Annotated in this window: 24 protein-coding genes; 18 read left to right on the top strand and 6 right to left on the bottom strand. The window is 67.1% G+C overall.

Translation table 11 applies throughout. The annotated features are described in order from the left end of the window. Positions 1–21: 21 nt before the first annotated feature. From ACIPRS_RS12065 to ACIPRS_RS12105, 9 genes are all read left to right on the top strand, one after another. On the top strand, positions 22–813 hold the full coding sequence (locus ACIPRS_RS12065) for a hypothetical protein (protein ID WP_446538718.1): 792 nt from the start codon (positions 22–24) through the stop codon (positions 811–813). A gap of 69 nt (positions 814–882) precedes the next feature. Next, a complete protein-coding gene (locus ACIPRS_RS12070) occupies positions 883–1,836 on the top strand; it encodes an acyl-CoA desaturase (RefSeq protein WP_446538719.1) in 954 nt (317 codons plus the stop codon). A 2-nt stretch (positions 1,837–1,838) separates the two neighbouring features. Continuing rightward, positions 1,839–3,122, top strand: coding sequence for an NAD(P)/FAD-dependent oxidoreductase (locus tag ACIPRS_RS12075; RefSeq protein WP_446538720.1), 1,284 nt, complete (start codon positions 1,839–1,841; stop codon positions 3,120–3,122). Then, a complete protein-coding gene (locus tag ACIPRS_RS12080) occupies positions 3,119–3,895 on the top strand; it encodes a DUF1365 domain-containing protein (RefSeq protein WP_446538721.1) in 777 nt (258 codons plus the stop codon). Before ACIPRS_RS12075 ends, ACIPRS_RS12080 begins: the two co-directional genes overlap by 4 nt. After that, the gene (locus tag ACIPRS_RS12085) at positions 3,892–5,142 is read left to right on the top strand and encodes a class I SAM-dependent methyltransferase (RefSeq protein ID WP_446538722.1); all 1,251 of its coding nucleotides are present in this window, start codon (positions 3,892–3,894) and stop codon (positions 5,140–5,142) included. Before ACIPRS_RS12080 ends, ACIPRS_RS12085 begins: the two co-directional genes overlap by 4 nt. Then, positions 5,139–5,936 carry a DUF1295 domain-containing protein gene (locus tag ACIPRS_RS12090; RefSeq protein WP_446538723.1) on the top strand — a complete coding sequence of 266 codons (798 nt, stop codon included), beginning with the start codon at positions 5,139–5,141 and terminating at the stop codon, positions 5,934–5,936. Before ACIPRS_RS12085 ends, ACIPRS_RS12090 begins: the two co-directional genes overlap by 4 nt. Next, a complete protein-coding gene (locus tag ACIPRS_RS12095) occupies positions 5,933–7,015 on the top strand; it encodes a class I SAM-dependent methyltransferase (protein WP_446538724.1) in 1,083 nt (360 codons plus the stop codon). Before ACIPRS_RS12090 ends, ACIPRS_RS12095 begins: the two co-directional genes overlap by 4 nt. Before the next feature lies 1 nt (position 7,016). Then, positions 7,017–7,547: a lipocalin family protein gene (locus ACIPRS_RS12100; RefSeq protein ID WP_446538725.1), complete on the top strand. Its 531-nt coding sequence runs from the start codon at positions 7,017–7,019 to the stop codon at positions 7,545–7,547. 78 nt (positions 7,548–7,625) lie between these two features. Continuing rightward, on the top strand, positions 7,626–8,300 hold the full coding sequence (locus ACIPRS_RS12105; RefSeq protein WP_446538726.1) for a class I SAM-dependent methyltransferase: 675 nt from the start codon (positions 7,626–7,628) through the stop codon (positions 8,298–8,300). Positions 8,301–8,658: 358 nt separating this feature from the next. Here the strand turns inward: ACIPRS_RS12105 and ACIPRS_RS12110 are convergent, their stop codons facing one another. The 3 genes from ACIPRS_RS12110 to ACIPRS_RS12120 form a co-directional block, all read right to left on the bottom strand. Beyond that, a complete protein-coding gene (locus ACIPRS_RS12110) occupies positions 8,659–9,672 on the bottom strand; it encodes a DUF2268 domain-containing putative Zn-dependent protease (protein ID WP_446538727.1) in 1,014 nt (337 codons plus the stop codon). Between the two features lie 91 nt (positions 9,673–9,763). Next, positions 9,764–10,099 carry a hypothetical protein gene (locus tag ACIPRS_RS12115; RefSeq protein ID WP_446538728.1) on the bottom strand — a complete coding sequence of 112 codons (336 nt, stop codon included), beginning with the start codon at positions 10,097–10,099 and terminating at the stop codon, positions 9,764–9,766. A gap of 84 nt (positions 10,100–10,183) precedes the next feature. Continuing rightward, a complete protein-coding gene (locus tag ACIPRS_RS12120) occupies positions 10,184–10,924 on the bottom strand; it encodes an SDR family oxidoreductase (protein ID WP_446538729.1) in 741 nt (246 codons plus the stop codon). A gap of 99 nt (positions 10,925–11,023) precedes the next feature. Here ACIPRS_RS12120 and ACIPRS_RS12125 point away from each other — a divergent pair, with 99 nt between their 5' ends. After that, positions 11,024–11,920 (top strand): AraC family transcriptional regulator, encoded by an 897-nt coding sequence (locus ACIPRS_RS12125; protein ID WP_337731216.1) that lies wholly within the window; start codon positions 11,024–11,026, stop codon positions 11,918–11,920. Positions 11,921–11,986: 66 nt separating this feature from the next. On the opposite strand, the gene gcvA is transcribed toward ACIPRS_RS12125, so the two are convergent. After that, entirely contained in the window at positions 11,987–12,907 is a 921-nt protein-coding gene (gene gcvA / locus ACIPRS_RS12130) for a transcriptional regulator GcvA (RefSeq protein ID WP_446538730.1), read from the bottom strand. Between the two features lie 132 nt (positions 12,908–13,039). Between gcvA and ACIPRS_RS12135 the strand changes: the two genes are divergently transcribed. Continuing rightward, positions 13,040–13,861: an MBL fold metallo-hydrolase gene (locus ACIPRS_RS12135; protein WP_446538731.1), complete on the top strand. Its 822-nt coding sequence runs from the start codon at positions 13,040–13,042 to the stop codon at positions 13,859–13,861. Beyond that, entirely contained in the window at positions 13,858–14,724 is an 867-nt protein-coding gene (locus ACIPRS_RS12140) for an MBL fold metallo-hydrolase (RefSeq protein WP_446538732.1), read from the top strand. Before ACIPRS_RS12135 ends, ACIPRS_RS12140 begins: the two co-directional genes overlap by 4 nt. Positions 14,725–15,351: 627 nt before the next feature. On the opposite strand, the gene ACIPRS_RS12145 is transcribed toward ACIPRS_RS12140, so the two are convergent. After that, the gene (locus tag ACIPRS_RS12145) at positions 15,352–15,933 is read right to left on the bottom strand and encodes a TetR/AcrR family transcriptional regulator (protein WP_446538733.1); all 582 of its coding nucleotides are present in this window, start codon (positions 15,931–15,933) and stop codon (positions 15,352–15,354) included. Between the two features lie 183 nt (positions 15,934–16,116). Here ACIPRS_RS12145 and ACIPRS_RS12150 point away from each other — a divergent pair, with 183 nt between their 5' ends. The 4 genes from ACIPRS_RS12150 to ACIPRS_RS12165 all read left to right on the top strand — a co-directional run bounded on the left by ACIPRS_RS12150 (position 16,117) and on the right by ACIPRS_RS12165 (position 19,343). Further along, entirely contained in the window at positions 16,117–17,208 is a 1,092-nt protein-coding gene (locus ACIPRS_RS12150; protein WP_446538734.1) for an alkene reductase, read from the top strand. An 89-nt stretch (positions 17,209–17,297) separates the two neighbouring features. Continuing rightward, complete coding sequence (locus tag ACIPRS_RS12155) at positions 17,298–18,086, top strand: SDR family NAD(P)-dependent oxidoreductase (protein ID WP_446538735.1); 789 nt, start codon at positions 17,298–17,300, stop codon at positions 18,084–18,086. A 45-nt stretch (positions 18,087–18,131) separates the two neighbouring features. Next, the gene (locus ACIPRS_RS12160) at positions 18,132–18,272 is read left to right on the top strand and encodes an alpha/beta fold hydrolase (protein WP_337731222.1); all 141 of its coding nucleotides are present in this window, start codon (positions 18,132–18,134) and stop codon (positions 18,270–18,272) included. A gap of 69 nt (positions 18,273–18,341) precedes the next feature. Further along, the gene (locus ACIPRS_RS12165) at positions 18,342–19,343 is read left to right on the top strand and encodes an NADP-dependent oxidoreductase (protein WP_337731223.1); all 1,002 of its coding nucleotides are present in this window, start codon (positions 18,342–18,344) and stop codon (positions 19,341–19,343) included. Between the two features lie 231 nt (positions 19,344–19,574). Here the strand turns inward: ACIPRS_RS12165 and ACIPRS_RS12170 are convergent, their stop codons facing one another. Continuing rightward, positions 19,575–20,504: an AraC family transcriptional regulator gene (locus ACIPRS_RS12170; protein ID WP_337731224.1), complete on the bottom strand. Its 930-nt coding sequence runs from the start codon at positions 20,502–20,504 to the stop codon at positions 19,575–19,577. Between the two features lie 317 nt (positions 20,505–20,821). Here ACIPRS_RS12170 and ACIPRS_RS12175 point away from each other — a divergent pair, with 317 nt between their 5' ends. Then, on the top strand, positions 20,822–21,814 hold the full coding sequence (locus ACIPRS_RS12175) for an aldo/keto reductase (protein ID WP_337731907.1): 993 nt from the start codon (positions 20,822–20,824) through the stop codon (positions 21,812–21,814). Positions 21,815–21,842: 28 nt separating this feature from the next. Next, positions 21,843–22,682, top strand: a complete 840-nt coding sequence (locus ACIPRS_RS12180; RefSeq protein ID WP_337731225.1) for an SDR family oxidoreductase — start codon at positions 21,843–21,845, stop codon at positions 22,680–22,682. Positions 22,683–22,903: the final 221 nt, after the last annotated feature.

Below are 22,903 nucleotides of genomic sequence, written 5' to 3' on the forward strand. Positions count from 1 at the left end.
CACCCCCGGGAATCCCGACGCATGTCCGTACGCAGCCACCTGCTCGCGCTGTCTGTGGGCGCCATCGGCGCCTGTGTGGCCGGTCCCGCCTGTGCGGACACCGATATCCATCAGCAGGAAGCCCGGGCCCATCCCCGCAAGGGCGAAACGCTGCTCTACCGCGAATCGCACTGGCGTTACCGGCAGGAGGGAACGGCGCGCCGGCTGGTGCTGCATCGGTGTCCCGATGGCCGTGCGTTCGCGCGCAAGACCGTGGTCGAACGCGCCATGGCCCAGGCACCGGACTTCGATTTCCAGGATGCCCGGGATGGCTATCGCGAAGGCGTGCGCAGCGGGCCGCAGGGGCGCGTGGTCTACGTCCGGCCGGGTGCGCGCGCTCCACTGAAGGAACGTGCGCTGGCCGTACCCGCCGATGGCGTGATCGATGCGGGCTTCGATGCCGGCGTGCGCCTGCACTGGGCGACCCTCCGCGCCGGTGACGACGTGACCCAACCCTTCCTGCTTCCCAGCCGGATGTCCTTCGTGCCGGTACGCCTGCAGCCCGGGCCCTCCGTGCGATGGCAAGGCATTCCCGCGCAGCGCATGACGATGCGACTGGACCGCTGGTATGGCTTCGTCGCGCCTTCGATGGAACTGACCTACGCGGACGCGGACCGGCGTCTGCTGGAGTTCGCCGGCATCGCCACCATCCGCGACGGCGCCGGGCGGCACCAGGACGTCCGCATCGTGTTTCCCGAACCCGCCAAGCCCGCCGATGCAGGCGCCCTGCAGCGCGCACTCGCCACGCCGCTCGTGCAGCGGTGCACGCCCTGAGTGTCGTGCCGCGTGCATCCAATCACCGTCTGCACACGTATGTGCCGTGAATGCAGCGGAGACAGAGCGATGCCGGCCAGCGTTTCATCCACCTCCACGCTGGCGGCACGCGGTCTGGCGGCTGTGCGTCGCTGGTTCGACACGCAGAGGGTGGATGACGAAGATGCAGGCCGCGCCCGGGAGATCGACTGGCTGCGTGCCGCCCCCTTCATCGGCATGCACCTTGCGTGCGTGGCCGTGCTGTGGGTCGGCGTATCGCCTGTCGCAGTGATCGCGGCAGTGGCACTCTACGCCGTGCGCATGTTCGCGATCACCGCCTTCTACCACCGCTACTTCTCGCACCGCACGTTCCGCACTTCGCGCGTGCTGCAGTTCGTGTTCGCGCTGATCGGTGCCGCCAGCGTGCAGCGCGGGCCGTTGTGGTGGGCCGCGCACCACCGCAACCACCATCGCCATGCCGACACCCCCGCGGACCCGCATTCGCCCGCGGTGCACGGCTTCTGGTGGAGCCACGCGGGCTGGTTCCTCGCCCGCGGCGGCTTCCGCACGGACTGGGCGCGCATCCCCGACCTTGCACGCTATCCGGAGTTGCGCTGGCTGGATCGCTACGACACCGTCGTGCCGGTACTGCTGGCCGCCAGCCTGTATGCGGCCGGGGAACTGCTGGAGTACGTGGTGCCGCAGTGGGGCACGAACGGCCCGCAGCTGCTGGTGTGGGGCTTCTTCGTGTCCACCGTGGTGCTGTTCCATGCCACGGTCACCATCAATTCGCTGGCGCACCGCTTCGGCCGCCGCCGTTTCGACACGCACGACGACAGCCGCAACAACGTCTGGCTCGCACTGCTGACGTTCGGCGAGGGCTGGCACAACAACCACCACTTCTTTCCCGGCACCGCGCGCCAGGGCTTCCGCTGGTGGGAAATCGACCTGACCTGGTACGGATTGCGGCTGCTCGCCATGCTCGGCCTGGTGCGGGAACTCAAGCCGGTGCCCGCCTGGGTACTGGCGAAGGCGAGGCACTGAGCATGCGCATCGCGATCGTGGGTTCCGGCATCGCCGGACTGGCCTCGGCATGGTGGCTGTCGCGCCGGCACGACGTGGTCCTGTTCGAAGCCAACGACTACCTGGGCGGCCACACGCACACGCACGATGTCGAACAGGCGGGACGGCGCTACGCCATCGACAGCGGCTTCATCGTCTTCAACCCCGACCACTATCCCCTGCTGTGCGGTCTTTTCGACCAGCTTGGCGTGGCCTCGCAACCGACCACGATGAGTTTTTCCGTGCACAGCGCGCGCAGTGGCGTGGAATACAACGCGACCACGTTCGACACGCTGTTCTGCCAGCGCCGCAACCTGCTGTCGCCGCGCTTCTGGGGCATGCTCCGCGACCTGGCGCGTTTCTACCGCGAGGCGCCCGCATTGCTGGCCGGAGGACAGCCGGGCCCCACACTCGGCGACTACCTGCAGGCCGGCGGCTACGGCGATGCCTTCCGCGATGAACACCTGGTGCCGATGGCATCGGCCCTGTGGTCGTCGCCGCCGCAGGGCATCCTGGCGTTCCCGGCACGGTACCTGGTGCAGTTCATGGCCAACCACCACATGCTGACGCTGGGAGCGCGATCGCCCTGGCGCGTGGTGACGGGCGGTTCAAGCACCTATGTACAGGCATTGCGTCGTCGCTGGCGCGTGCAGGAGAGACGGTCCACGCCCGTGCGGGCGATACGCCGCGACGACGAAGGCGTGGAGCTCGACACCCGCCACGGCCGCGAGCGCTTCGACCATGTCGTCCTGGCCTGCCACAGCGACCAGGCACTTGCGCTGCTCCACGACGCGGAGGCCAGCGAGCACGCGATCCTCGGCGCCATCCGTTACCAGTCCAACGACACCGTGCTGCACACCGACGCCAGCGTGCTGCCGCGCGAACGCAAAGCCTGGGCGGCATGGAATGCGCATGTGCCCCGCGACCCTTCGGCGCCGTGCACCGTGAGCTACTGCATGAACCTGCTGCAAGGCGTCGCGTCGCCGGATCCCTTCGTGGTCACCCTCAACCGCAGCGAGGCGATCGATCCCGCGCGCATCCTCAAGCGCATGCACTACCGCCATCCGGTCTACGACCACGGCATGGTCGCGGCGCAGCAACGCAAGGCCGAGATCCAGGGCCGCCGCCGCACGTGGTTCGCCGGCGCCTACTGGGGCTGGGGCTTCCACGAGGACGGCATCCGCAGCGCGCGCGACGTGGTGGATGCCATCGAGGCGCTGACCGCAGGAACGGTTGGCCGGCGCGACGCCGAAGCGGTGAGCGCGTGACCGCTCCGCTGGCAAGCGCCGTATACGAGGGCTGGGTGCGGCATCGCCGGCACTCGCCGCGCGCGCACGCCTTTCGCTATCGCATGGCGCAGCTCTACCTGGACCTGGACGAAGTCGATACCGTGTTCGACCGCCGCTGGCTGTGGTCGGCGGATCGCCGCAACCTCGCGGAGTTCCGCCGGTGCGACTACCTGGCGCCGCACGACCGGCCGCTGGTCGAGGCCGTGCGCGACCGCGTCGAACGCGCGCTCGGCCATCGCCCGCAAGGCCCGGTCCGTCTGCTGACGCACCTGCGCTACGCCGGCTACGTCTTCAATCCGGTCAGCTTCTACTACTGCTTCCAGCCGGACGGCACCACGCTGGACGCCGTGCTGGCCGAAATCACCAACACGCCCTGGCGCGAACGGCACAGCTACGTATTGCCCATACACGACGGCGTGCCGTACGGCGACGGCTGGGAATGGGGCTTCGACAAGGACTTCCACGTGTCGCCGTTCCTGCCGATGGACTGCACCTACCGCTGGCGCTTCACGCCGCCCGACGATGCCCTGCGCGTGCACATGCAGGTCGACCGCGAAGGACGGCGCGCCTTTGACGCCACCCTGACCCTGCTGCGCCGACCCTTGGATGGCGCCTCGCTCGCGCGCGTGCTGTGGCGCTACCCGCTGATGACCACGCAGGTCGTGGCCGGCATCCACTGGCAGGCACTGCGCCTGTGGTTGAAGCGCACGCCGGTGCACGACCATCCTTCACTCGCACGCGAGACCCCATGAACGAGATCGCCGACGTCTCCGCTGTTCACTCTTACGGCGCGCTCGACCGCCTGCTGCGCTCGCAGCTGCTGGCCCGCCTGGACGCGCTGGACCATGGCGTGCTGGTGGTCCGCGACGCGCTGGGCGAACACCGCTTCGGCCATTCCGGCGAGGGAAGGTTGTCGACCGTGCACCTGTGGATCGACGATCCCGCGTTCTATCGCGCGCTCGCCGCGCAGGGCAGCGTGGGCGCCGGCGAGGCCTACATCGCCGGTCACTGGCGCTGCGACGACCTGGTCGGGCTGGTCCGGCTGCTGGTGCGCAACCGCACACTGCTCGATGGCATGGAGGGCGGCCTGGCCCGCATCGGTGGCTGGGCGCTGCGCCGCTGGCACGCACTCCGCCGCAACACGCGCGAGGGCAGCCGCCGCAACATCGCCGCGCACTACGACCTCGGCAACGATTTCTTCGCCCTGTTCCTGTCGTCGGACCTGATGTACTCCTCGGCGATGTTCGCCTCCCCGGACGACGACCTGGAGACAGCCTCCTGCCGCAAGCTCGATGCGGTGTGCCGCAAGCTGGCGCTCGCGCCGGGGGACCGCGTGGTCGAGATCGGCACCGGCTGGGGCGGCTTCGCGCTGCATGCGGCGCGCCACTACGGCGCGCACGTGACCACCACCACGATCTCGCGCGAACAGCATGCACTGGCCAGCCAGCGCGTGGTCGACGCCGGCCTGCAGGACCGGGTGACGCTGTTGCTGCAGGACTACCGCGACCTGCAGGGCGCTTACGACAAGCTGGTGTCGATCGAGATGATCGAAGCGATCGGCGCGCAGTATCTCGGCACCTTCTTCGGCAAGCTGGGCAGCCTGCTGCGCCCGGGCGGGCAGGCCTTGCTGCAGGCCATCACCATTGAGGACCACCGCTACCTGCAGGCGCGCGACTCGGTGGACTACATCAAGCGCTTCGTCTTTCCCGGCAGCTTCATCCCCTCGCTCAATGCCATGTATGACGCGAAGACCCGCGCCAGCGACCTGCAGGTCGTCCACCAGGAGGACTTCGGCCTGTCGTATGCGTACACGTTGCGCGCATGGCGGCGGCGCTTCATGACGCGCCTGGCGGATGTACGCGCGCAGGGCTTCGACGAGCGCTTCATCCGCCTGTGGGAGTTCTACCTGGCGTATTGCGAAGGCGGGTTCCTGGAGCGTTCCATCGGAGTGTCGCATCTGCTGATGGCGCGCCCGGCGCACGCCACGGAGGCGACATGAACCTGCTGCCCACACTCGGCCTGGTCGCCCTGCCGGCCGCAGTCGTGATGATGTACGGCTGGTACTGGCAGCGGCGTCGCGACAACGCCGGGATCGTCGACGTGCTGTGGTCGGCATGCGTGGGTGGCAGCGCCGTACTGCTTGCAGTCCTCGGTGATGGCGCGTGGCAGGCACGCGTGACGCTGGCCGTGCTCGGTGGCCTGTGGGGCGCGCGGCTCGCGCTGCACCTGTGGCGACGCGTGCGCCACGAACCGGAAGACGGCCGCTACCGCCATCTGCGCGACCACTGGCAAGGGCACCAGGGCAAGTTCCTGCTGTTCTTCATGGCGCAGGCGTTGCTGGTGGTGCTGTTTGCGCTTCCGTTCGCTGCCGCGGCGCGCAGCCCCGTGGACTCGGCGTGGCCGTGGATCGTGCTGGCGGTGGCCATATGGATGGGCAGCGTCGCCGGCGAGGCCATCGCCGACCGCCAGCTCGCGCGCTTCCGCGCAGATCCCGCCAACCGCGGGCGCACCTGCCGCGAGGGCCTGTGGCATTACTCGCGACACCCCAACTACTTCTTCGAATGGCTGCACTGGTTCGCGTACGTCGCGCTGGCAGCCGGTTCGCCGTGGTTCTGGCTGGCATGGACGGGCCCGGTGGTGATGTACGTGTTCCTGCGCTGGATCAGCGGCATCCCCTACACCGAAGCGCAGGCGTTGCGCACGCGCGGCGAGGACTACCGCGACTACCAGCGACGCACGCCGATGCTGTTCCCCTGGTTCCCGACACCCCGCGACGAGGAAACGACGCGATGAACACCATGACCGACGAGCTTCCCGTTGACCGCCCCGCCACCGGCCTGCTCGGCCTGGCCGAACGCGGCCTGCTGCCCGACGCGCTCGTTCGCGCCGGCATCCGCCGCCTGTGCGCGCAGCGCCTGCGCGACGAAGGCGAAGGTGGCCAGACGGCGCAGTCCGCACGCCTGGCGCAACGCCTGCGCGACCTCCAGCGCGGCGCACTCGCCCTGCATACCGACGCTGCGAACCGCCAGCACTACGAACTTCCACCCGCCTTCTTCCAGCACTGCCTTGGACACCGGCTGAAATACAGCAGCTGCTTCTATGCCACCGGCACCGAGACGCTGGACCAGGCCGAAGACGCCATGCTGGCCCTGTACGGCGAGCGCGCGGACCTGGCCGACGGACAGGACATTCTGGAACTCGGCTGCGGCTGGGGTTCGCTGACCCTGTGGATGGCGGAGCGTTACCCGAACGCGCGCATCACCGCTGTCTCCAACTCCCATTCGCAGCGCGAATTCATCGAGGCACGCTGCGCCGAACGCGGGTTGCGCAACGTCCGCGTCCTTACCCGCGACGTCAACCAGCTGCACCTGGAGCCGCAGGGCTTCGACCGCTGCGTGTCGGTAGAGATGTTCGAACACGTCAGCAACCATGCCGCGCTGCTGCGTCGCATCCATGACGCGCTGCGGCCGGGTGGCAGGCTGTTCGTGCACATCTTCGTGCACCGCCATCTGATGTATCCGTTCGAGACGCAGGGCGAGGACAACTGGATGGGCCGGCACTTCTTCACCGGCGGCATGATGCCGTCCGCCGACCTGCTGCTGTTCTTCCAGGACCATCTGCATCTGCAGGAACGCTGGCTGCTCGACGGCAGCCACTACCAGCGCACCGCCAACCACTGGCTGGCGCGGCACGATGCACATCGCGCGGAGGTGATGGACGTACTGCGCCAGGCCTATGGCGATGCCGCGCCGCTATGGAACCAGCGCTGGCGGATGTTCTGGATGGCCTGCGCCGAACTGTTCGGCTATCGCGACGGGCAGGAATGGCTGGTCGCGCACTATCGCTTCCAGCGACCCGCCCGGGAGCACTGACATGCGTACCCTGCCCTTCGTGCTGCTCGCGCTGATGGTCGCCACCACCACCGCGGCCTGCCGCTCCGGCAGCGTGAAGCCGTCCATCCCCACGGCCGCACCGGTCGACGTGGACCGCTTCATGGGCGACTGGTACGTCATCGCGCACATCCCGTCGTTTCCCGAACGCGAGGCCTATGCCGCCGTGGAGTCGTACGCGAAACAGCCGGACGGCCGCATCCAGACCACGTTCCGCTTCCGCAAGGGCGCGCTGGACGGACCGGAGAAGACGATGCACCCCATCGGCACCGTGAAGCCCGACGGTGGCGGTGCAGTGTGGGACATGCAGTTCGTCTGGCCGATCCAGGCCGAGTACGTGATCGCGTACGTGGACGCCGACTACCAGCATACGATCGTGGGGCGCAGCAAGCGCGACTACGTGTGGCTGATGGCGCGTACGCCGCGGATTCCGGAGACGGACTACCAGGCGCGCGTCCGCCAGATCGAAGCGCTGGGCTACGACGTGTCCAAGCTGCGGCGCGTACCGCACTGAGCAGCCGGCGGCTCCGCTGCAACGATTCGCGAACGGATCGCACGCTAGCATGGAGGCCCCGCCGCAACGGAACACCGCATGTCGTTCTCGGATCCAGACGCCGTCGCCCGCTACGCCCAGGGTCCCATCCGGCAGGTGCCCGGCTTCCAGGGAATGCAACAGATGGCGCGGCTCCTGCTTGCCGAACGCGTGCCCGACGATGGCCACGTACTGGTGCTGGGTGCCGGGGGCGGACTGGAGCTGAAAGCGTTCGCCGACGCGCAGCCCGGCTGGCGTTTCACCGGCGTCGATCCGTCGGCCGAGATGTTGAAGCTGGCCACCACCACCCTCGGACCGCTGGCGTCGCGCGCGGCGCTGGTCGAAGGCTACATCGACGATGCGCCGCCGGGCCCCTTCGATGGCGCGATCTGCCTGCTGACCCTGCACTTCCTGCCAGCGGAACAGCGCCTGCATACGCTGGCCGAAGTGCGTCGACGGCTCGCCCCCGGCGCACCGTTCATCGTCGCCCACCACAGCGTGGACGACGCAACGGACAAGCGCGAGCGCTGGCTTTCCCGTTACGCCGCTTTTGCCGTCGCATCCGGCGTGCCTGCCACGAGCATGGTCAGCGCTGCCGCCGCGATCAACGCGCGCCTGCCGCTGCTGTCGCCCGCGCAGGACGAAGCGCTGCTGGACGAGGCGGGGTTTGTCGATATCGAGCTGTTCTATGCCGGGTTCACGTTCCGCGGCTGGGTCATGCGCAACCCTGGCTAGACATGCCACGCGCGACCCAGGATGGGATGGCACATGGCCGGCAGGGCTCGCGTTTCCGGAACGTATCCCGGGTTCGCGGCGCTCGCCCGGGATTCACTTGCAGCAACAACAGGCGATCAGGTCGGCGCGAAACCGCGCGTGGCCTTCTTCTCGCTCTTCTCGGCGCGCTTTTCCTTCATCGTCTTCGCCGGCTTTTTCTTCTGCTCTTTCTTCTTGTCCAGGCCCTTGGCCATCACGTGTACTCCCATGGTCGTTGCGACCGCCGGGAGCATGACACATCCGGGGCGCCAGGGAGGTGAGGCTGCATGGGGTCAGCCGACGCAAGGCATAGCGTTTGTGCGGGAACCCTCCTGCCCGCCTACAGCGCCATGCCGGGATGCCAGCCGCTGCGGGCCAGGAAGGCGCGGGCGTCGTCCATCTCCAGGATCTCGCGCAGCGCCTGGCGCTTGTCGGGCGCGTTGCGGTAATAGGCCTTGGCGATCCGGTAACCGACCCAGTAGCCGAGATCGCCCGGCTGCTCCGGGGTGGTGTTGTAGACCCAGTCCTTGAGCTCGGTCTTGTCGATGTCGGCGGCGAAGCGGGTCTCGATTTCCTGCTCGCGACCTGCCGCCATCGCCGCGGTGCGGCCGTAGGCGATCTCGCCCGCCACCAGTTCGCCGACGAATTCGGCGATGCCCTCGAGCAGCGAGATTTCCAGTACCGTCGGCGCGGGCTTGTCGCTCAGTTTGTGCGCGTTGACCTGCTGCACATGAACGTATTCGTGCGCGAGCACGTAGACGATCCTGTCCTCGGGGTCGGCATTGAGCCAGTCCGCGTCGCACAGCGCCTCCAGGCCCACCTGGATGCCGGTATCGGGGGCGCCGATGGCGATCGGCTTGCCGCGACCGATGGCGATGGTCACCGGCGGGAAGCGCGCCTCGCCATACAGCCCGCCGAGGTCGCGCAGGGCCTTCTCGAGCCGCGCGCGCGCCTGCGGCAGTACGGCCAGGCAGCGGCGCGCATCGGCATAGAGCGCGGGATCGCGTGCCACGGCATCCGCAATGCGTTGCCCCGTGGTGTTGCGCAGACGGGCGAACAGGCGCAACCCTTCCGAACCCTGCTCCAGGTAGTCGCGCTGCAGTTGCGCAGCCGTCGGCTTTCCGCCCGCCGCATCGTAGACGCGGTAGAACAGCGCCACGTCATCGGTCTGCACGACGGCGCCTTCCGTGGCGGCAGTCGGTGCATCCATTTCCGCCGCAGCGGAAAGGCCTGCCTGCGTGCCCAGCACTGCGAGCAACAGCATGGCAGCGGCCCGCACACGCGTGAAGGCGAATCCTGGCAATGGACTGCGCTGGATCATCCTGATGAAGTCCCACTGGGGTGCCACACGCATCGGTTCCCGTCCCGTTTCGATTTCGTGTGCCGATTCTGACCGCTGGGCCCGCCTCCGGCCAACGGGTCACCGCGCTGCGATGGCGAAATCCCTAGACGGACAACAACGCAGAGAAGAAGCCCGCTCCCATCCACACGGCGAACGCTGCCATGGCCGCGATGAGCCTGAGTTCGTCGGAGCGGACGACCGCGCCCCCTGCGAGCAGCAGGACGACGACCACGGTGCACGCGCTGTAGGCGACGAGCATGTGCCCACCCCAGACCAGAAGAGCCGGTGGCCCGAGTAGCCCCGCGTGCCAGATGGTCTTGACGGGAAGCCAATCGGGTCGGAAGAAGGCCACAAGACTGAGGCCGCCATACACCGCCAGCAGCACAACGACTGCGACCCGGGCAGCAAGGTGATGGCGTTGTGCTCCTGACGTGAGCAAGCATTCACTCCTTTGGACACTGGCGCAGTCTAGCGTCGGCTCACAGGGCGCTGGATGCGCGTCCGCCTCGCGTGCAACCCAGCCTCACCGCACGGCCAGTGCCACCGCATCCGCACCGGCCGGGAAATGCAGTTGCCCGGTGGTGTCGTTCACGGCGCGCCACACGCCTTCGGCGACGTCGGACTCGGCCGTCACCGCGGTGATGCTGCCCAGTCCGGCAAATACGCTGTGGGCGAAGGGCTCGTATGCCTCGGGGATCAGGCCCTGCATGCGCTGCTGGCCATTGGCGGTGAACCGGGTCGACGGACCATAGCCGGGTTCCACCAGCTTGACCCGCACATCGAAGGCCTTGAGTTCGTGCTCCAGCGATGCGGTGAAACCTTCGACTGCGGTCTTGCTGGCGGTATACGCCGCCACCAGCGGGAACGGTGCCAGCGTCGCGCTGGAGGTGACGTTCACGATGACACCTGCCCTGCGCTGACGGAACTGCGGGATGACGGCCTGGCACATGGCCATCAGTCCGAACGTATTGGTTTCGAATACCTCGCGCACGGTGTCCATGGGCGTGGCCTCGAATGCACCGAACAGACCGATGCCGGCATTGTTGACCAGCGCGTCGATGGGACCCGCGGCCTCCAAGGCGCTGGCGATGCTGTCCGGCCGGGTGACGTCCAGCGCGAGCACGCGCAGATGGGGTGAAGCGGGGAGCAGGTCTTCGCGCGGATGCCGCTGGGTGGCGATGACGCTCCAGCCCTGCGCGAGGAAGTGGCGGGCGGTTTCCAGGCCGTAACCGGACGAGCAGCCGGTGATCAGGACGGTCTTCATTTCGTTCTCCGAGGGTGAGTTGACTCGGCGGGAACGATAGGCCAGCCTTTCCGGATGATCGATAGCGCATCGTCCTGTTTGTTTTAGCCGGAGTCCGGAATGGGGGATCCACTTTCCGACGTCGTCCAGCTGCTGCATCCGCAGGCGGTCTTTGCCAACGTGATCAGCGGCAAGGGCAACTGGGCCGTGCGGTATGCCGACTACGGCCAGCCCGGCTTCTGCATCGTGCTGGAAGGCAGCGCGCGGCTGGCCGTGGATGGGCACGCCCCCATCACCATCAGTGCGGGTGACTTCGTGCTGCTGCCGACCACGCCCGCCTTCACGCTTTCCGGCTTCGTGCCGGCGCCACCTGTCTTCATCGACCCCGACGTCGTACCGGGCGGGCAAGGAGAACTGCGTCATGGCGATCCCGACGGACCGCCGGACATGCGCTCGCTGGGCGGCGCGTTCCTGTTCGACACCCGGGACGCCGCGCTGCTGGTCTCGCTGCTGCCCACGGTCGTCCATGTGCAGGGGTCGCAGCGGCTCATGCAACTGGTGCAGATGGTCGGCGAAGAGTACGCGCAGCAGCAGCCGGGCAATGCATACATGCTGTCCCGGCTGGTGGAGATGCTGCTGGTGGAAGCCATGCGCTCGACCACTGCAGGCAACGCGCCGCCCGGCCTGTTGCGCGGACTGGGCGATGAGCGGCTGGCGATGGCGCTCAAGCAGATCCATGCGCGCATCGCGCATGGGTGGACCGTGGGCGAGCTGGCGAAGGCCGCCGCGCTCTCACGCTCGACGTTCTTCGAACGTTTCACCCGCGCCGTCGGCGTGCCACCGATGGAATACGTGCTGGCGTGGCGCATGGAAGTCGCGAAGGAATTGCTCAGGCGCGACGGCCTCAGCGTGACCGAAGTGGCCGAGCGCGTCGGCTACGGCTCGACCAGCACGTTCAGCGTGGCCTTCAGCCGGCACGTGGGCGAACCGCCCAGCCGGTATGCAGGCGGGCCGTGAAGCGTCTAGGCACAGGGAAATGCATCCGCTTCGGACCGGCGTACGAACCGCGTCGCCGCGACACCCCTACCGACCTGTGCGTCGCGCTTCCCAGAATGCGGCATCGTCGCCCGCTTCCTGTTGCAGCCATCCGCAGAATGCGTTGACGGCGGCGCGTGGGCGCGCATCGTCCCGTCGCAGCAGCCAGAAGGCGTATGCGTTGGGCAGGCTGCGCTCGAAGGGCGGGAGCAGCCGGCCATGGAGCACGTCTTCCTTCACCAGGGGCGCGATGCCCAGCGCAATGCCGTGGCCGGCGATGGCCGCTTCCTGCGCCAGGTAGATGCTGGCGAAGACCGGGCCGCGACTTGCATCGACACCCTCGACACCGGCGGCTTCCAGCCAGTCGGCCCATTGGGGCACGCCGGGCCGGCCCAGCGCGCTTTCGTCGTGCAACAGCGTCTGCTGTCGCAGATCGTCCAACCGCGACAGCGCCAACGATGGCGCACAGACGGGAAATGCCGGCGCCTCCATCAGCCGTTCCGCATGCAGGCCCGCATACCCACCGGGCCCGTAGCGGATGGCGACATCGACACCGCGCGCGAAGTCGGCCGGCTCGTTGCCGGTTTCGATACGCACGCGGATATCGGGGAACGCGTGATGGAAGCGGTGCAGCCGCGGCGCCAGCCACTTGGCGGCGAATGATTCCAGCGTGCTTATGCGCAGATCCGCCGATGCGTGCGATGTCACGCGGTCTAGCGCCAGATCCAGTTGCCCGAAGATGTCGCCCAGCGCGGCCGCCAGCGCCTTGCCTTCGGCGGTGAGTTCCACCGAGCGATTGCCGCGATGGAACAGGGTGACGCCCAGATACGTCTCGAGGTGCTTGACCTGATGGCTGACCGCCGCCGGTGTGACGAACAACTGCTGTGCGGCCGTGTTGAAACTCAGGTTCCGTGCCGCCGCTTCGAACGTGCGGAGCGCATTGAGTGGCGCGGGATGACGGGGCTTCACGAGCACCTGGGCGGAGGGGGTCCGGCCGGCATCGTATCGCGTTACTTTTTCTGAAGCGAACGACAAAACAACTCGTTTGTCGCCACCGAGGGCGTTGGCCACCATGTCGCCACCCACGGCAAGGCGACCCTCGTGAAGTTCGAAGAAGTGCATACCGATGTGCTGATGTTTGTCGGCGACGACGTGCAATCCGTCGCCACCGCGTTCATCGATGGCGATGACGTGCTGCTGGTCGATTCACTGGGCAGTGCGCACGACGCAGGCCACCTGCGCGACGTGCTGTGCGGGCAGTTGGGCAAGACCGTGCGCCTGCTCGCTGCCACCCATTTCATGAGCGACCACATCGCCGGCATGTCGCTGTTTCCCGACGCGCTGACGATGGCCCATAGGCACCATCGCCATGCCTACCTGTCGCAGAACCGCCGCCTGGATGCGCTCTACCGGGAGCCGGACATGGTGTTCGACAACATGGCCCTCCGCTGGGGCGCGCATGCGCTGCGCTTCCTCCACAACCCGGGCAAGACGATGGACCACCTGAGCGTGGACGTGCCCACGGCGGACCTGGTCTGCGCGGGCGACAACATCGTCGGCAACATCGTCTACCTGTCGAAGGCCGACCCCGCCCTGCTTCGCGCCGCCATCGGGCGGATGCGCCAGTTCGGCCGCGGAACGGTGATCGGTGGACACATCGGCAGGTTCCACGCAGTGGTGCTCGACAATGCCCTGCACTATCTCGACCAGCTGCGGGATGCCGTGGTCCGCTGCCGCACGCAGGTATCGGCGGTGGAAACCGACGACCGGATCGCGACGATCCGCATCGAGGATTGCCTCGCACCGGGCGTGGTGCCGACGGCGTTCGAACGCGCGTGGCATGGGCACAATCTCGAGGTCATCACGTCACAGGCGATCTTCGCGCTGGATGCCTCCCTCGCATCCCGGGAGATGCACGCATGAACGGTGATCCGGAAGCACGTCCTCCCAGGGGAGGCCGCAGGCGGTTCCTGGCGGGTTGCGTGGGCGCATCCGCCGCTGCGCTGCTGCCGTCGGGCAGCCTGCTGGCGTCAGGCCGCGCGCCCACGCTGCGCATCCAGCGCCTGGCGTGGGCCGGCATCCGCCTGCAGTTGCCGCAAGCGACCTTGTTCATCGATCCGCTGGTCAACCCGGACGCCTGGGGAACCGCGCTCGGCGACCGGCTGGTGCCGGTGGATGACAGCGTGGGCGAGACCAGCGTGCTGATCACCCATACGCATTCGGACCACTTCGATGCACACGCCGTGGCGGATGCGCTCGGCCGTGGCGGTGTGCTCGCCTATCCAGCGGGGACACAGCCGTTGCCGATGCCGGCCGGCGCACGCGCCAGGCCGAGCGCGCTGTGGGAACCCCAGTTGCTGGGTGACTTCACCGCCACGCCGGTACCTGCGTCGGACGGGTATGGCGACACCCAGGTGTCATGGGTGGTCGCTGCCGGCGGACGCCGCATCTTCCATGGGGGCGACACCTTGTGGCACGGCCACTGGTGGCGCATCGGCCGCCAGCTCGGGCCGTTCGATGCGGTCTTCCTCCCGATCAACGGCGCGCGATTCGGCTGGCGACAGCCCGTCAGCGGCCAGCCGGGCGTGCTGACGCCCGAGCAGGCGGTCGCCGCCGCCACCATCCTGGGTGCGCGCACGCTGGTGCCCATCCACTACGGCATCACCGGCATGAAGGAATACGTGGAAGCGGACGACGCACCGGGTCGACTGCGCGAAGCGGCGCACGAGAGATCGATGGACGTCCAACAGGTGGCCCCCGGCGATTGGGTGGCCTGGCGTCCCTGACCCGATGCCGACGCGACGATGCAGCACGCCCATGTGCGGCTGACGATCGCACTGCTTCCAGCGTCGCGCTCGCCCGCCAGGTCCGGAGCATGACCACTAGACCGGAAACACCTGCTTGCAAGGCACAAAGACTCGCCGACGCCCCTCGGCGGCTCGCGGGCAAGGGAGAAACACGCGCCGCTGCAAGCCTCGACCCGTCGCCGACGAGGCTCACTGGGTGACGCGCGGATATCCGAAGCCTGCGGCCGAGCCTGCAGATTCTGCGACCGGGTGTTCGAGGCTTGCGCCTCCGACGCTCCCGCACTCGCGCGCACGTCTCTGCATGTCGCGTGCAAGGCGCGTGCAAGGCGCGTGCAAGGCGCAGGCAGGTCAGCGTCGGGAAGCGGTAGGTTGCCGGCGACATTCCGTGGGGTGCGGATGGGGTCGGCTCGATCCGCTGTGGGGCTGCGGGCGCTTTCAGCCGGACACGGACGTTCGTCGAAGCGCCCGTGCATGCCGGGGATTGCCTGGAGGCCATGCAGCGACCAGTCGCCCCACAGCAGCATCAGGTTCCTACCGGATCGAGCAAGCGCTCGTAGAGCGCAGTACTGCTCGGTGAGGTTCATGGCACTTCACGAGGGAGGGGGCTCAGGCAGGCCGTTCAGTCGGCAGCCGCGCCAGGACGTGCGCCCGGCAGACCTCCAGGATTTCGTCCGCCAGCGGTGAATCGTCGGGACAGGACCTCGACAACACCACCGCTCCAACGGCCTGGGCCATCAGGACGATCCGGCGCGCACGCGCCTCGTCGCTCTCGTTGTCACCCGGAGCCTGCTCCTGGCGCGCTGGCGCCGACAACTGATGCTCGATGCCTGCCGCAAACGCCGCCTTGACCGATTCCGGCTGGCGCGCGGCATCCGCGCAGAGCGCGGCCATCGTGCAACCACTGCCCGGGTTGTCCCGGTGTTCCCGGGAAATGTAGTAGCTCATGAAGTCAGCCGGACCGCCGCTCATCGCGGCGTCCGCGGAGCGCGCCAGGCCGCAGGCTGCCGCTTCTGCCATCAGGTCGGTCTTGGAGCCGAAATGCTTGTAGAAGCCGCCATGGGTGAAGCCGGCGGCGGCCATCAGGTCCGCGACGCCCACGCCGTCGTAACCCCGCTCCCTGAACAGAGTGGACGCGGTTTCGACGATGCGCGCCCGATTTGCCTGCGCTTGTTGCTTGGTGACCTTCATGACCCGTGTCTCTGGATGTTCCGCCTGTGGAAGGTCGGCACTATATCACTGATAGATGATGCCCATAATCAAACCATTGACATCAATGATTACGGTCATCATCATTGATGCCTCGACCAGGACGGGATCCGGGAGAGGCGCTCTACCCGGCCATCCAATCCACCTTCACACCTCAGGCACGACATGACCGACACCACGCTGTTCCAACCCTACCCACTCGGCCCGCTGACCCTCGCCAACCGCATCGTCATGGCACCGCTGACGCGCAACCGCGCCGGTGCCGGCCTGGTGCCCGGCGCGCTTGCCGCCACCTACTACGCGCAGCGCGCCTCGGCCGGACTGATCATCACCGAGGCCACCCAGGTCTCGGCGCAGGCCCAGGGTTACCAGGACACCCCCGGCCTGTACACGCAGGACCAGATCGACGGCTGGCGTCAGGTAACGGATGCCGTGCATGGCCGAGGCGGGCGCATCTTCGCGCAGCTGTGGCACGTTGGCCGCATCTCCCATGTCGATCTGCTCGGCGGCGCCGCGCCTGTCGCCCCTTCCGCCATCCGCGCGCAGACCAAGACCTTCGTCAACAACGGCTTTGCCGATGTTTCCGAGCCGCGTGCGCTGGACATCAACGAATTGCCGGGGATCGTCGACGACTTCCGCCAGGCCGCCGCCAACGCGATCGCGGCCGGCTTCGACGGCGTGGAGATCCACGGTGCCAACGGGTACCTGCTGGAACAGTTCATCAAGGACGGCGCCAACCAGCGCACCGACGCCTACGGAGGCTCCATCGAGAATCGCGCGCGCCTGCTGCTGGAAGTCACCGCCGCGGTGGTCGAGCAAATCGGTGCCGACCGCACCGGCGTACGTATCTCGCCGGTGTCGCCGGCCGGCGCCATTTCCAGCAGCGATCCGCAGCCGCAGTACGACTACATCGTCGAACAACTCGATGCACTCGGCATCGTCTATCTGCACGTGGTGGAAGGCGCCACGGGTGGCCCACGCGAGGTGGCGCCGTTCGACTTCGATGGCCTGCGCCGCCGCTTCACGCGCACCTATCTGGCCAACAACGGTTACGACCTGCCACTGGCCAATGCCCGCCTCAGCGAGGGCAAGGCGGACCTGTTTGCGTTTGGCCGTGCCTTCATCAGCAACCCCGATCTGGTCGAGCGTCTGATGACCGGTGCGCCCCTTGCCGCATTGAACCCGGCCACGTTGTACGGCGGCGGCGCCCAGGGCTACATCGACTACCCGACCCTGGCCGACGCACACGCGCAGTGAGGCCGCGCACGCCGCTGCTTTGCCGCCTCATCCGATTAGCCCTGCGCATTGCCCCCTGACCCACATCCCTACCCCCAGAGACAGCCATCATGACCGTGCTTCCCACCACCCTCATCACCGGCGCTTCCAGCGGCATCGGCGCCACCTATGCCGAACGCTTCGCGCGACGCGGCCACGATCTCGTGCTTGTCGCACGCGACAACGCGCGCCTGGAAACACTCGCCGCTCGCCTGCGCCAGGAAACGGGCGTCGCCATCGAGGTGCTGCCGGCCGACCTCACCCGCCGCGATGAACTGGCCGCGGTCGAAGCGCGCCTGCGCGACGATGCCGCCATCGGCATCCTCATCAACAACGCAGGCGTCGCGCAGTCCGGTGGTTTCATCGACCAGTCGGCCGACAGCATCGAGCGGCTGGTGACCTTGAACACGACCGCGCTGACACGCTTGGCCGCCGCCGTCGCTCCGCGGCTGGTGGAGGCCGGCGAAGGTGCGATCGTGAACATCGGCTCCGTCGTGGGCCTGGCGCCAGAATTCGGCATGTCCGTCTACGGCGCGACCAAGGCCTTCGTGCTGTTCCTGTCCCAGGGGCTGAGCCTGGAACTGGCGCCCAAAGGGGTTTACGTGCAAGCGGTCCTCCCTGCGGCCACCCGCACCGAAATCTGGGAGCGTGCCGGTATCGACATCAACACATTGCCCGAGGTGATGGATGTGGGCGAACTGGTCGATGCGGCGCTGGTCGGATTCGATCGCCGCGAAGCCGTCACCATTCCTCCCCTGCATGTGGCCGCACGCTGGGACACCCTGGACGCCACGCGCCAGGCCTTGCTCACCGACATCCGCCAGGCGCAGGCCGCCGAGCGCTACCGCGTCGCTGTCTGAGGCCGGAATACGACAGGCCGCGCCTTGTCGGCCCGGAACTGAATGGTGCCCACGTCCAACAGTTTCGACATGGCGCGCCGCATTCCCCACTCGCAACTTGTCATCTACGAGGACGCCGGGCACGGCGCCATCTTCCAGTATCACGCCGGGTTCGTGCCCAAGGCGTTAGCGTTCCCCGGCGACTGACGTCTGCCCTGCCAGGTGACGGCACCGCACGTCCACCTGGTCAAACCACCCACTCAGAGACGCAGAACCATGAAAGCCTTCGTGATCGATCGCTACGGGAAAAAAGAGACCGGCCGTATCGGCGATGTACCCGAGCCGGACCTGCGCGACGATGACATCCAGATCAAGGTCCATGCCGCGGGTGTCAACGCGCTGGACTCCAAGATCAAACGTGGCGAGTTCAAGCTGATCCTGCCCTACCGCTTTCCCCTGGCCCTCGGTAACGACGTGGCTGGCACGGTCGTGCGCGTCGGTGCCCGTGTCCACCAGTTCAGGCCGGGCGACGAAGTCTATGCACGCCCCGACGATGACCGCATCGGCACCTTCGCCGAGTTCATTGCCATCAAAGCATCGTCGGTAGCTCTGAAACCCCAGAATCTCGATATGGTCGAGGCCGCCTCCCTGCCATTGGTAGCCCTGACGGCATGGCAGGTGCTGGTCGAGACAGCGAAGCTGCAGAGAGGACAGAAAGTCTTCATCCAGGCCGGCTCTGGAGGCGTTGGCACCATCGCCATCCAGCTTGCCAAACATCTTGGCGCCTTCGTCGCCACGACCACGAGTACGGCCAACGTCGCTTGGGTGAAGACCCTGGGCGCGGATGTCGTCATCGACTACAAGCAGCAGGATTTCGCCGCCGCGCTCCATGACTACGACGTGGTGCTCAACAGCCTCGGCAGCGATGAACTGGACAAATCCCTCCGGATTCTCAAGCCGGGCGGGCATCTCGTCTCGATATCCGGTCCGCCCTCCCCGGCGTTCGCCACTGCGCGCGGACTGGCATGGCCGCTCAAGCAGGTGATGCGCCTGTTGAGCCGAGGCATTCGCAAGAAGTCCAAGCAGAAGAATGTCGAGTACACGTTCGTCTTCATGCGCGCCGATGGGGCTCAGTTGCGCGAGATCTCCGCGCTCATCGAATCTGGCGCGATCCGCCCCGTCGTCGACAAGGTGCTCCCGTTCAAGGACACCAGCGAAGCCCTGGCCTACTCAGAAAGCGGGCGCGCCAAGGGCAAGGTCGTGGTGCAGATGCTGTAGCGGCCCGCGAATAGTCCGGCCCTGGAATTCCCTGTCGCTTCAAACGACAGGGGAGCGATTCAAGCGCCTCCACAGGCGAAAGCACGGGCCTGCGGCCCCACATCACCGCCTTCTGGCTGTCGGTGTAACAGGTCCTCTTCCTGCACGTCATCTGCAACACTCGTGCTGCCTGCGCAGCGTTCCGCATGTTGCATCGATCAGCCGAATCCACGGACAGACGCAGACACTCCATCAAGAAGAACGCATGCGCTTGACATCGCGCTGGGGCGGTTCGCCGAAGAGACGGCTGTATTCGCGACTGAACTGCGACGGGCTCTCGTAGCCCACGAGCCCACTCGCATTGCTGGCGTCGAGGTTCTGGTTGAGCATCAACTGCCGCGCTTCCTGCAGCCGGAGCTGTTTCTGGAACTGCAGCGGGCTGGTACCGGTGATGGCACGGAAGTGCTGGCGAAACGTCGAAGGGCTCATGTGCACCCGGCTCGCTAGCGCGTCGGCCTGCAAGGGCTGCTTGAAGTTGCGCTTCAACCACGCGACGGCCTTGGCGATCTGCTGGTTGGGCGACCCGGTCGCCACCAGATCCTGGAGGTACCCGCCATGAGGGCCGGCCAGCAGCCGGGCGGTGATCTCCTGCTGGATCAGTGGCGAAAGCGCCTGCACCAGCGCAGGCTCATGCAGCAATCCTACGAGGCGAACCAGCGCATCGACCAGGGCCGCCTCCAAGGTTTCGACCGAGATGGACCGGCAGGCGCGCTCTCGCTTGCGCGGCGGCAGCTCCAAATCGGAAGCCAACTGCGTGATGAGCCTGATATCCAGGGTCAGGAACAGACCGAGGAACGGCTCCCGGTTGGAGGCGTGCGCCACGTGCGACACGACGGGTGAATCGATGGTGGTGAGCATCGATTGTCCGGGGGCGTAGTCGATGACCTCGCTGCCCATCAGCACCTGCTTGCTGCCCTGGGCAACGACGCCGACGCCCAGGCCATAGACGCAATGCAGCGGCTCGGTGGGCGCGCTGCGACGGTGCAGCGAAAGACAGGGAATAGCCGTCACGTGGTCGCCATCGCATCGGGCAACCCGCTCGATGGCCCTGGCCAGTCGTGCCGGGTCGGCCAGTGACGCAGAAGTCTCTGCTTCCAGCGTTCTCATGCGGATCTCCGTCATTCGATGCTTCCGCCCAAGCGTACATGCCCTCCGTCGTCCGGATGCCCGTCCTGATCGGGATTCGTCATTCCAGGCAATACCGCCGGCAGATCCGGCAATCCCTCCGGATGGCGGGGGCGGACACTGGCGGCCCTTGTCCAGCATCCGTCAGCAAAGGTGCCCCCATGAGCTATCCCACCTGCAACCTCGACCGCCGGGAATTCCTGGCCCACTCCACCCTGGCTGCCGCTGGTTTGGCGGTTGCGTCCCTCGGAACGGCCTACACCGCCAGCGCCAGTGCCACCAAATCGGAGGCCGCTGCCGCGCATTCCAGGAAGATGCCGAGGAAGCTTGGGACCTTGCACGTCTCGGCGATGGGTGCCGGCGCGATGAGCATCAGCGCCAACTACGGACCGCCCGCGGACCGCACGCAGGGCATTGCGACGCTTCGCGCCGCGCGCGAGCAGGGCGTGACCTTCTTCGATACCGCCGAGGTCTACGGCCCGTACACCAACGAGAGCCTGGTCGGTGAAGCGCTCGCGCCGTTCCGCGACGAAGTGGTCATCGCGACCAAATTCGGCTTCGACCTGGAGAAAGGCGGCGTTACCAGCCGTCCTGAGCATATCCGCAAGGTCGTCGAAGGCTCGTTGGCGCGCCTTCGCACCGATCGCATCGACCTGTACTACCAGCACCGCGTCGACCCGTCGGTGCCGATCGAGGATGTCGCGGGCGCGGTGAAGGATCTGATTGCCGAGGGAAAGGTGCTGCACTTCGGCCTGTCGGAGGCAAGCGCCCCCCATATCCGCCGAGCGCATGCCGTGCAGCCGGTTACCGCGGTGCAGAGCGAGTACGCATTCTGGTTCCGCGGACCGGAGGGCAACGGCGTCCTGAAAGCCTGCGAGGACCTGGGCATCGGCTTCGTACCGTGGAGTCCGCTGGGACAAGGGTACCTGACCGGAAAGTTGGGGGCCGACGTCCGCTTCGATCCTGACAAGGACCTTCGCTCGCTGTTCCCGCGGCTGACGGCGGAGAACCGGGTGAAGAACCTTCCCGTGCTCGCATTGATCCAGCGCGTCGCAACGCGCAAAGGCACGACACCTGCCGCGCTTGCCTTGGCGTGGCTATTGGCCCAGAAGCCGTTCATCGTCCCGATTCCCGGCACTCGTCGCGAGGATCACCTGAAGGAAAACCTGGCGGCTCTGGATGTCAGCCTGTCGCCGGCCGACCTCCACGAACTGGAATCGGCGTACGCCTTGATGACAGTGCATGGGCTCCGGATGGGCGAGGCGCACATGCGAGCGATCGACGGATGGCCCGTCAGCACGATCTGACAACGAAACCCAATCATTGGAGCGCCTCATGACAAGCAGGATCTGGTTCATCACCGGGGCGGGCCGCGGCCTCGGCCTTGAGATCGCCCAGGCGGCACTCGCGCAGGGCGACGCCGTCGTCGCCACGGGCCGTGATGCTGGCAAAGTCGAGGCCGCGATAGGGCCGAACCCGGATCTGCATTGCGTCCGCCTCGACGTGACCAGCGAGGCCGAGGCACGGGACGCAGTAGCCAGTGCAGTGGAGCGATTTGGTCGCATTGACGTGCTGGTCAATAACGCAGGCAATTTCTTTGCGGGCTTCTTCGAGGAACTCAGTTCTGCCCAGGTCCGGAGCCAGATCGAGACCCTGCTGTTCGGCCCGATGAACGTGACCCGTGCGGCGCTGCCCGTGATGCGCAGGCAACGCGCGGGCTTGCTGCTGACGATTTCCTCGACGGCGGGCATCGCCGGTGGTTTGTTCTGCTCGGCGTATGCCGCCGCGAAGTTCGGCGTTGAAGGGTGGATCGAGTCATTGGCGCTGGAGGTGGCACCGTTCGGTATCCGATCGATGCTTGTCGAGCCGGGCTTCTTCCGCACCGAGCTGCTGACGGCGGAGTCGACGACATACGCCGCAGGATCCATCGACGACTACGCAGCGCGCACCGCCGAGACGGTAGCCGCCTGGACCGGCATGAATGGCAAGCAGGGCGGAGACCCGACGAGACTCGCCGAGGCGCTGGTGCAACTCGCTCGTCATGATGACCCTCCGGGAAGGTTTGCGGCGGGCACGGACGCGATCCAGGTATTCGAAGCCAAGGCCAACACGTTGCTCGCGCAGGCCGCGGCCCATCGTGGATTGTCGTCGTCCCTCGGGTTCCCGGATCCCTGACCCGCTGATCCAACGTTCCATGTGGCCGGACACGGACATGGTTCTGCTTTCCCACTGCGAGCGCCCCGGCCTTCCAGCTTCCAGGGGGAGCCGTGCCGGCGCGTTGAAGAAGCGGGCGGACTCAAGGAGTCGCGGGCAACTGGCGCCGACTGCATCGCGAAGAGTGACGATTCTCGGGCCAGACCTTGCACGCCGAATGTCTGCTCCTACCGGCGAGCTGA

It is taken from the genome of Pseudoxanthomonas sp. LARHCG66 (assembly GCF_052871755.1).